General features: G+C 44.3%; 8 protein-coding genes. 3 read left to right on the top strand and 5 right to left on the bottom strand.

Going from position 1 to position 8,310, the window contains the following annotated elements:
* Positions 1-164 precede the first annotated feature (164 nt).
* A complete protein-coding gene (locus ABDV94_RS18085) occupies positions 165-863 on the top strand; it encodes an MBL fold metallo-hydrolase (RefSeq protein WP_343748622.1) in 699 nt (232 codons plus the stop codon).
* Here the strand turns inward: ABDV94_RS18085 and ABDV94_RS18080 are convergent.
* The 4 genes from ABDV94_RS18080 to paaE are packed head-to-tail and all read right to left on the bottom strand — an operon-like array spanning position 860 to position 4,609.
* Positions 860-1,789, bottom strand: coding sequence for a tRNA-dihydrouridine synthase family protein (locus ABDV94_RS18080; RefSeq protein WP_343748621.1), 930 nt, complete (start codon positions 1,787-1,789; stop codon positions 860-862). The two genes, ABDV94_RS18085 and ABDV94_RS18080, sit on opposite strands and share 4 nt — an antisense overlap.
* Before the next feature lie 6 nt (positions 1,790-1,795).
* On the bottom strand, positions 1,796-2,467 hold the full coding sequence (locus tag ABDV94_RS18075; RefSeq protein WP_343748620.1) for an SDR family oxidoreductase: 672 nt from the start codon (positions 2,465-2,467) through the stop codon (positions 1,796-1,798).
* Complete coding sequence (locus tag ABDV94_RS18070; protein WP_343748619.1) at positions 2,460-3,536, bottom strand: 2Fe-2S iron-sulfur cluster-binding protein; 1,077 nt, start codon at positions 3,534-3,536, stop codon at positions 2,460-2,462. The genes ABDV94_RS18075 and ABDV94_RS18070 overlap by 8 nt, the downstream gene beginning before the upstream one ends.
* A 2-nt stretch (positions 3,537-3,538) precedes the next feature.
* Complete coding sequence (gene paaE / locus ABDV94_RS18065; protein WP_343748618.1) at positions 3,539-4,609, bottom strand: 1,2-phenylacetyl-CoA epoxidase subunit PaaE; 1,071 nt, start codon at positions 4,607-4,609, stop codon at positions 3,539-3,541.
* A gap of 207 nt (positions 4,610-4,816) precedes the next feature.
* Between paaE and apaG the strand changes: the two genes are divergently transcribed.
* Positions 4,817-5,209, top strand: a complete 393-nt coding sequence (gene apaG, locus ABDV94_RS18060; protein WP_343748617.1) for a Co2+/Mg2+ efflux protein ApaG — start codon at positions 4,817-4,819, stop codon at positions 5,207-5,209.
* Here apaG and ABDV94_RS18055 read toward each other — a convergent pair whose 3' ends face one another.
* Entirely contained in the window at positions 5,210-6,478 is a 1,269-nt protein-coding gene (locus ABDV94_RS18055; protein ID WP_343748616.1) for a tetratricopeptide repeat protein, read from the bottom strand. It lies immediately after the preceding gene.
* Positions 6,479-6,616: 138 nt separating this feature from the next.
* Here ABDV94_RS18055 and pruA point away from each other — a divergent pair, with 138 nt between their 5' ends.
* Entirely contained in the window at positions 6,617-8,245 is a 1,629-nt protein-coding gene (gene pruA / locus ABDV94_RS18050; protein WP_343748615.1) for an L-glutamate gamma-semialdehyde dehydrogenase, read from the top strand.
* Positions 8,246-8,310: the final 65 nt, after the last annotated feature.

The raw sequence follows: 8,310 nt of genomic DNA, 5'->3' as shown, positions 1-8,310 counted from the left end.
CCACTTTTAGGAAGCCTCTTCAGCAATGGAGAGGCTTTTTTTATGCCCTAAACTTGCTACTTTTCCCTGCCCCTGAAACAACCCGGCCAATAACCCGAATTCCCAATTTCCCAATATGGGGACGGGAGAAATGCCGATAGCCATTTAATAATTAACTTAGGTTCATGAAATTTCAGAAACTGAATGATGATTGTTCCTGGTTATGGGAAATAAACGGACTTCAATTTATGGTTGATCCCTGGTTCACTCCTTCACAAATCGACGGACATCGTCTCTTTAGCGAACAGTTTCATCAAACACCACAGCCTTTGGTGAGCAATTTACCTCAGGCAGATTATTTGTTTATCTCCAATCCTTTTACAGATCACTGCAACAAAGAGACCCTATTACAATTCGATCCGTCAATTCCGCTTATTGCGAAAACAAGTATTCTGAAAAAAATCTCGAAGTGGAAACACTTTCGTCACCTGGTGGAATTGGAGGATGCTCCGGTAGCAATAAAAGAATACAAACCCGGTAAATTCCTGGATCTGGTGCACAGCATGTATTTGATTGAATCGGAAGAAGGGAAGGTCTTATTTGCACCACACGGAGCCAGTCCGAAAAGTGCACCGAAAGCCGATGTGTTGATTACGACCACGACACGCTATCATCTGCCGTTCTGGTTGGGTGGTACAGTCAATTTAGGAATGGGTCCCGCAGAATCGCTTTACAGGCAATGTAGAGCGAAATTATTCCTGTCTACTCATGATGAAAAGAAGCGCGGAACTGGTTTGGTCGAAAAACTGGCTGTCAAGGAATATACAACCGATGCATCATTTGTGACTTATCTGAAAGCCGGAGAACAGGTTTCGATGGATTAAAGCATTTCTGTAATAAAGGCATTGAAATCCTCTACAGCTTTTGCCTTTTTTAGTTTGCGGTATAATTGTTTTCCGTCAGAGAGGCCTTCGCAAAGGTATTCCCAATACGATTTCAATTTACTCAGTGCATAACCTCTATCCGGGTTACAGGAAAGCAGGCTTTCTTCCAAATGACGGGAAAAGCTCATGAGTTTGTTCCGGTATACTTCACTGGAATCCACCACTCCGAATTTGATTTCTTCGAAAAGACCAGGATTCATCATCGCACCACGTCCGATCATCCAGGAATCGATCGTTTGGAATTGCCGGCTCAATTCCTCGAATTCCTCCCGCGTGGTAATATCTCCGTTATAAGTCAAGGAGTGTTTTGTCAGCGAAATACATTCCCGGAAACGTTCATGATCGCACGTACCGTTATACAACTGTTTGGCATACCGTGCATGGATAATGATTTCGGTTAATGGATAGTCATTGAGTTTGGGAAGAATTTCCAGAATTTCCTCCGTACTTTCAAGCCCCATGCGCATTTTGATTCCAAGTTTTAGTTTCGACTTCGGAATGATACGATCGAGCATCCCGAAAATTTCCTGCGGCTTGTTTAAAATACCTGCTCCCAGGTTCCGGTTGGTAACCATCGGGTAGGGACACCCCATATTCCAGTTGACTTCCTGGTATCCCAGCGATTCGATGTAATCTGCCATCACGAAGAACTCTTCCACACTACAGGCCATCAATTGTGGGATGACTGAAATGGTTGGATTGTTCTTCGGGAGAATATCTATTTTGGGAGCGCTTTTAATCGTCCCGTCGTTATTGAGTTTTAAATACGGCGCATAGAATTTATCCACGCCGCTGAAAACGGCCAGATGCGCATTCCGGAAATGATAGTCGGTATATGTCTGCAAAGGCGCTAAGGCTAATTGCATGCAGTATTACGGATTTGAAACGCTCACCGGGATAATTTTCCCGTGGAAGTACTTTCCGTTGTTTAACGTAAAATCAACAATGAATTCTGCAATTTCAGCAGGTTGGTGAGGCGCTTTATAACCCGGGAAAGCTTCTTCCATCATTTCGGTCTGAACAGCGCCCAGACACAGGCAATTGATCGCAATTCCGGATTGTTTGAACTCTTCCGCCAGCAATTCGGTTAAAGAAACCAAGGCCGCTTTGGATGTCGAGTAAGCTGCAAGCCCCGGAAATTTCAAACTTCCCTGGAATCCACCGATGGATGAAATCATCACGATGTGTCCGCCCGGCTTCATTTTAGGAATACAGATCTGGGTGATTTCCATCACCGAAAGCACATTGACCTGGTAGCATTTGTGCATGTCTTCCCGGCTTAATTCCAGAAAAGGCTTCACGGCAATAAAACCGGCATTGTGAATCAGGTAATCAATCTGGTCAATCCCGGAAATGGCCTGCTCGAAATCACTTTTGATTGTCGGGCTCAGCAAATCCAGGTGAATATAATGTATTTTATTGTCCGAACTATTGCCGAAACTTCTGGCAAAACCATAGGTTTCGAGCCCGTGTGCTGCAAATTGATTCACCAGTTCTTTTCCAATCCCCCGGCTGGCTCCGACCACCAATACGTTTTTAGACATCGAAATCCAGTTTTAGAACCTCACTCGTAGGATGTGCCTGGCAAGTCAGGATATAGCCTTCTTTCACCTCTTCATCGGTCAATGCATAGTTGATCGTCATCTGGGCACTTCCTTCGATGATTTTAGCTTTACACGTACAGCAGACACCACCTCTGCAGGAATAAGGAACATCCATTCCCGATTGATCCAGTGCTTCCAGGATCGTTTTTCCATCTGTACTGAGTTCGATCCGTTGTACTTCGCCGTCGAGAATCGCACTTACCTGCGAAACACCTTTGAAATTCCCTACAACAGTTGTTTCTTCCGGTTTCATCAGAACAGGAGTCGTGAAGAGTTCGAAATGGATTTTCTCTTTCGCAATTCCGAAAACACTCAGGACTTCCTGGATTCCCATGATCATTTCTTCCGGTCCGCAGATGTAAAAACCATCGGCTCTCAAAAGCGGTAATTCTGCCTTGATCAGTTCGCTGACATGCAATTTATCCAGACGACCTTCCTTATGTCCTTCATTTGCTTCCTGGCTGAAATAAAACGTTGTGGAAACGTTCGTCATCTGTTTGATTTCTTCAAAAAAGAAGGTCGTATCGATTTTTGAATTCCCGTAAAACAGGCGCATGTGCTGATCCGGAGCCAAGGATTTTGCAAAGGCCATAAACGGAGTGATTCCGCTTCCTGCTGCAAAACAAACAATGTTCGGAGCTTTGGCATCCAATCTGAAATTCCCCAGCGGAAAATCCAACTCGATTTCATCACCGGCTTTCAATTCGTTTACCAGATAATTGGAAACAAGCCCCTTGTCAATCGCTTTTACGGCAATCGCCAGTTTTTCCTCCGGACTGCTGCAAATGGAATAGGAGCGGGTGTGTTTCGTACCGTTCAACGTTACATGAACATTCACATACTGTCCCGGAATATGTGCAAACTGACTTTGCAATTCCTGCGGAATATCGAAGTGAATGCGGCTTCCTACGGCGGTAATCCGCTCATTGTTGGCAACCTTCACCATACCGGAACGCAATTTCTTCGCGTCTTTCCCGGAGTCTTTCTTGAATTTGGAAAATAATCCCATAATTAATCGTCAAATGATACTGTTAATGTTTCGGAAGTAGGGTGTGCCTGACAAGTCAGGATATATCCGGCTTCCACTTCATCTTTTTCGAGTGCGTAATTGACATCCATTACAGCACTTCCTTCTAAAATCTTTGCTTTGCAGGTACAGCAAACCCCTCCTTTACATGCGAAAGGAAGATCTGCCCCGGCCTGGTAACCTGCTTCCAGGATCGAAGTTCCCGCGGTATTCAGATCTACTTCGATCCGGTCTCCGTCGAGGATAATGGTCACCTTCGCCAACACATTCTGATCCTGCGGAATCACTGCTTTGGTTTGTGAGCCGGCAGTTTTGGTTCCGAATAATTCAAAATGAATCTTGCTTTCTTCGACTCCGGAATCCATCATCGTTTTTTTCACGGCGTGGATCATTTCCTCCGGCCCGCAGGTATAAACCGCATCAATGGATTGACCGCGAAGCAGTGTTTTCCCGATGAGTTCAATTTTTTCCTGGTCAATGCGGCCTTTCTGCAGGGGATTCCCCAGGCTTTCACGACTCAGGATATGAATCAGCTGAAAACGATTGATAAAACGGTTTTTCAATCCTTCCAGTTCTTCTCTGAAGATAATGCTGGAAAAACCTTTGTTTCCGTAAACCAATGTGACGGTGCTCATCGGTTCGTTTTCCAGGATCGTTTGAGCAATCGACATGATTGGCGTAATACCGCTTCCAGCCGCAAAGAGTGCATAATTTTTTGTCGCGGAAATATCCGGAACCAATTGAAAATGCCCTGTCGGAGTCATTACTTCCAAAACCTCACCGGCCTTCAGTTCACTGGTTGCCCAGGAAGAGAACAATCCGTCGTCGACGCGTTTCACCGCAACCCGCAATTCACCGCACGAAGGCGTTGTACAAATCGAGTACGAACGTCTCAACTCTTCTCCGTTCATTACTTTTTTAATCGTAATGTATTGTCCGGATACAAATTGATAATCGCCGGCAAGTTCAGAAGGAATCTCAAAAGCAATCGAAACCGTATCGCTGGTCTCTTTTCGAACATCCTGAACAACCAAAGGGTGAAATTTCGGAGTCATTTCTAATTATTTGAATACAAAAATAGGATTTAATTCGCTTGAATCGTATTTATTTCAGCGTCCCCGGGTCATTTCTACCGATTATTTACCGATTTTCTCACAGGGCTGATAACCATGATTTTGTACTTGCCAGATCAATAAAAAATGTGAAAAATTTGTCTATCTTGATTTAAGTTACTACCTTTCTTTCGTTACAAGTCAAAAAGTATGACACAGATAACAGCACTTACGGAAGGAGTTTTGATTCGGGTTTCTACTCAATTTCGTGCTGACGTTTCTCAAACAACCGAGTCGAGCTATTTTTTCAGTTATCGCATAGATATCGAAAATCAAAATCAGTTTACCGTGCAATTACTGCACCGCGACTGGTTTATTTTTGATTCGCTGAATCCGACGCTGCACGTGAGTGGCGAAGGTGTTGTTGGCCAGCAGCCAATCCTGGAAGCAGGAGAGTTGTACCAGTATACGAGTGGTTGCGAATTGAAGTCCGAGATTGGTTCCATGCACGGATTTTACACATTCAGAAACATGGAAACAGGGCAGTTGTTTAAAGTAGATATTCCTGTATTCCAGCTGAATTTCCCGGGGAAACTCAATTAATTAAGCCTGCTTCTTAAGCTGATTTAATTTCACGGCTAAAAGAATCACCGTTATGAACAATCCTGCTGTCAGAACCAGCAAGGTATAAAAACGGAAAGACGATTCCTGCTTCATTTCTTTGACCTCTTTTTGTTCAAAATCCGCTTTCCAGATTTCATGTTGCAAACTGGTCAGATCTTCGGTGTCCGCATTTTGTCTGAGTTTGAGATCCGACAGGATGGAAACCGCTTTTTCAAGACAGCGAACGGCTTCTTCAGAAACATTTGTCTGCCTGTAGACTTCGGCCATTGCCAGCAAGCCGTCTTTTTCTTCACTCAGTAATTGGTTTCTTTCCGCAAATGCAGTTGATTTTTTATACCACCAAAGCGCTTCGGAATACTGATCGAGGAAAAAATGATAATCTCCCAGGTTGTAATAGCTTTCCGAAATTGCCTTCAGATCGTTGACAGCTTCACGGATCGCTAAAGCGTCTTTGAAGTAAGCATGAGCTTTGGCCGTATCGCCTTTTTCGAAATACATGATCGCCAGGTTATTTAAAGCGTGTGCTTTCGGAGATTTCAGGTTCACTTTTTGCGTTGCCTGGAAAGCTAAATGAAAGTATTTTTCAGCGAGATCAAGCCTTTTGGAAATCCGGTAAATGTCTCCCAAACGGGAATAAGCCGTACTCAACCCATGATAATTTTTGATTTTGGCCGCTTTTTGAATGTAATCCTTATAAATTTGAACGGCTTCCTTTTCCTTGTTTTTCAGCAAATATGCCTCTGCGAGGTAAACCGTTCCAATTGTTTTATCGGTTATTTCCGGATCCGTTTTCACATAAGCAACGATTTTTTGTGCCCAAAGCAGCGACGAATTTCCATCTTCCAGTTTTCGGTAGCCCGCTGAAATGATTCCGAAGACGTTGCACAATTCTTTCACATCGCCGCGTTCCTGCAATGCCTGGATTGTTGATTTTGCCATCACGATTCCATCGTTGATCCTGCCGGTCAAAACGTAAAACTCGGCCAGGGTGATTTTCCCGAATTCAATGGCAGGCTGATAATGATTGTCGATTCCGTAAAAGAACAAGGATTCACCCACTAAGCGGAGGGAATCCATCGATTCGGATTGATAGTATTTGCTCAGTACTCGTGCAGCTTCGACTCGTTCAGCTTCACTTCCGGTGGATAATAGCTTCCATTTTTCCTTCGTGTGAATGGATTGAGCGAATGCGGCAGGAAAGAGAATCGGAGCAAAAAAGAGAAGAATAGCGGGAATTGCGGCTTTCATAAGTGCATGTGAGTAATGGTTTTACCAAACATAAGAACAATCTTTCAATTGTGCCAGTGAAAGTCCAACAGAAGCACCGATTGTGATGTATGAACTGGAAACATAAATGCGTACATTTGTAAGGCAAAAAAGTATCATATGTCAAACGCATTATTTACGGTTCCGAAAGCAATTAACGAACCTGTGAAAGCATATGCCCCCGGAACTCCGGAGCATACGGCTTTGATTTCAGAGTATAAAAAAATGTTGAACCAGGATCCGATTGATGTTCCGATGTATATCGGTTCGGAGCTGGTTCGTACGGACAATAAGAAACCGATGTCACCACCCCACGACCATCAAAAAGTATTGGGACACTACAATTACGGTGATGCGTCTCATGTTTCGAAAGCGATCGAAGCAGCATTGAACGCACGTGAGCAGTGGGCAAACCTGCCTTGGGAACAGCGTGCGGCAATCTTCTTAAAAGCGGCTGATCTGCTTGCAGGACCGTTCAGAAACAAAATGAATGCGGCAACGATGCTTGCTCAGTCGAAAAACGTCATGCAGGCTGAAATCGATGCGGCATGTGAGTTGATCGACTTTTTCCGTTTCAACGTTCAGTACCTGACTCAGATTTACAAAGACCAGCCGGAATCACTTCCTGGCATGTGGAACCGTTTGGAATACCGTCCGCTGGAAGGATTTGTCTTTGCAGTGACTCCGTTCAACTTCACTTCGATTGCGGCAAACTTGTGTGCGGCACCTGCCATGATGGGGAACGTAATCGTATGGAAACCGGCAGAATCTCAAATGTATTCGGCACAGGTGATCATGGAAGTGTTCAGAGCTGCAGGCGTACCGGACGGAGTGATCAATATGATTTCTGTTGAGGGATCGGTTGCAGGAGACGTAGTCTTCAAAAACAAACACCTCGCAGGATTGCATTTCACAGGATCAACCGGAGTATTCCGCCACTTGTGGAAAGAAATCGGGAACAACATTGAAAACTACCGGACATATCCACGTATCGTAGGTGAAACGGGAGGAAAAGATTTCGTGATGGTGCACAAATCGGCAAATGCGGCAGAAGTTGCAACGGCATTGTCTCGCGGAGCATTCGAATTCCAGGGGCAGAAATGTTCTGCGGCATCCCGCTCTTACATTCCTTCTAACTTGTGGAATGAGGTGAAGGAAATATTGGTGAACCAGGTGAAATCATTCAAAATGGGATCTCCGGAAGATTCGTCAAACTTCATCAATGCGGTGATCGACGAGCGTGCGTTTGACAAAATTTCAGGCTATATCGACTATGCAAAAGCGCAGTCTGATGCAGAAATCATCGTGGGAGGATCGTATGATAAATCCAAAGGATATTTCATCGAACCAACTGTAATCGTTACAAGCAACCCGAAATTCAGAACATTGGTTGAGGAAATCTTCGGACCTGTATTGACGATCTACGTGTACCCGGAAAATGAATTCGAAGCAACGTTGAAATTGTTGGATGAAACATCTGAATACGCATTGACAGGATCAATCATGTCGAATGACCGCTACGCGATCCAAACGGCTACGAAAGCGTTGGAAAATGCGGCAGGAAACTTCTACATCAATGACAAACCGACAGGAGCAGTTGTAGGACAACAGCCTTTCGGAGGAGCAAGAGGTTCCGGTACGAATGACAAAGCGGGAGCTGCGATGAACCTGTTGCGCTGGGTTTCTGCCAGAACAATCAAGGAAACGTTTGTTCCGCCGACAGATTACAAATATCCGTTCTTAGGATAAGAAATTGTCAGTATATTTAAAGGGTATTTGCTATTGCAAGTACCCTTTTTGTTTATCATCTGACT

Origin of the sequence: Fluviicola sp., from assembly GCF_039596355.1 — a bacterium.
Classification (GTDB): domain Bacteria; phylum Bacteroidota; class Bacteroidia; order Flavobacteriales_D; family Crocinitomicaceae; genus Fluviicola.
Note: the sequence above shows the minus strand (reverse complement) of the source record. Positions and strands in the feature narration are given on the sequence as shown.

What these genes read in the sequence shown, in the direction of transcription:
- ABDV94_RS18085 (WP_343748622.1), top strand. Translation starts at nt 165, where the DNA reads ATGAAATTTCAGAAACTGAATGATGATTGTTCCTGGTTATGGGAAATA.
- ABDV94_RS18080 (WP_343748621.1), bottom strand. Translation starts at nt 1,789, where the DNA reads ATGCAATTAGCCTTAGCGCCTTTGCAGACATATACCGACTATCATTTC.
- ABDV94_RS18075 (WP_343748620.1), bottom strand. Translation starts at nt 2,467, where the DNA reads ATGTCTAAAAACGTATTGGTGGTCGGAGCCAGCCGGGGGATTGGAAAA.
- ABDV94_RS18070 (WP_343748619.1), bottom strand. Translation starts at nt 3,536, where the DNA reads ATGGGATTATTTTCCAAATTCAAGAAAGACTCCGGGAAAGACGCGAAG.
- paaE (WP_343748618.1), bottom strand. Translation starts at nt 4,609, where the DNA reads ATGACTCCGAAATTTCACCCTTTGGTTGTTCAGGATGTTCGAAAAGAG.
- apaG (WP_343748617.1), top strand. Translation starts at nt 4,817, where the DNA reads ATGACACAGATAACAGCACTTACGGAAGGAGTTTTGATTCGGGTTTCT.
- ABDV94_RS18055 (WP_343748616.1), bottom strand. Translation starts at nt 6,478, where the DNA reads ATGAAAGCCGCAATTCCCGCTATTCTTCTCTTTTTTGCTCCGATTCTC.
- pruA (WP_343748615.1), top strand. Translation starts at nt 6,617, where the DNA reads ATGTCAAACGCATTATTTACGGTTCCGAAAGCAATTAACGAACCTGTG.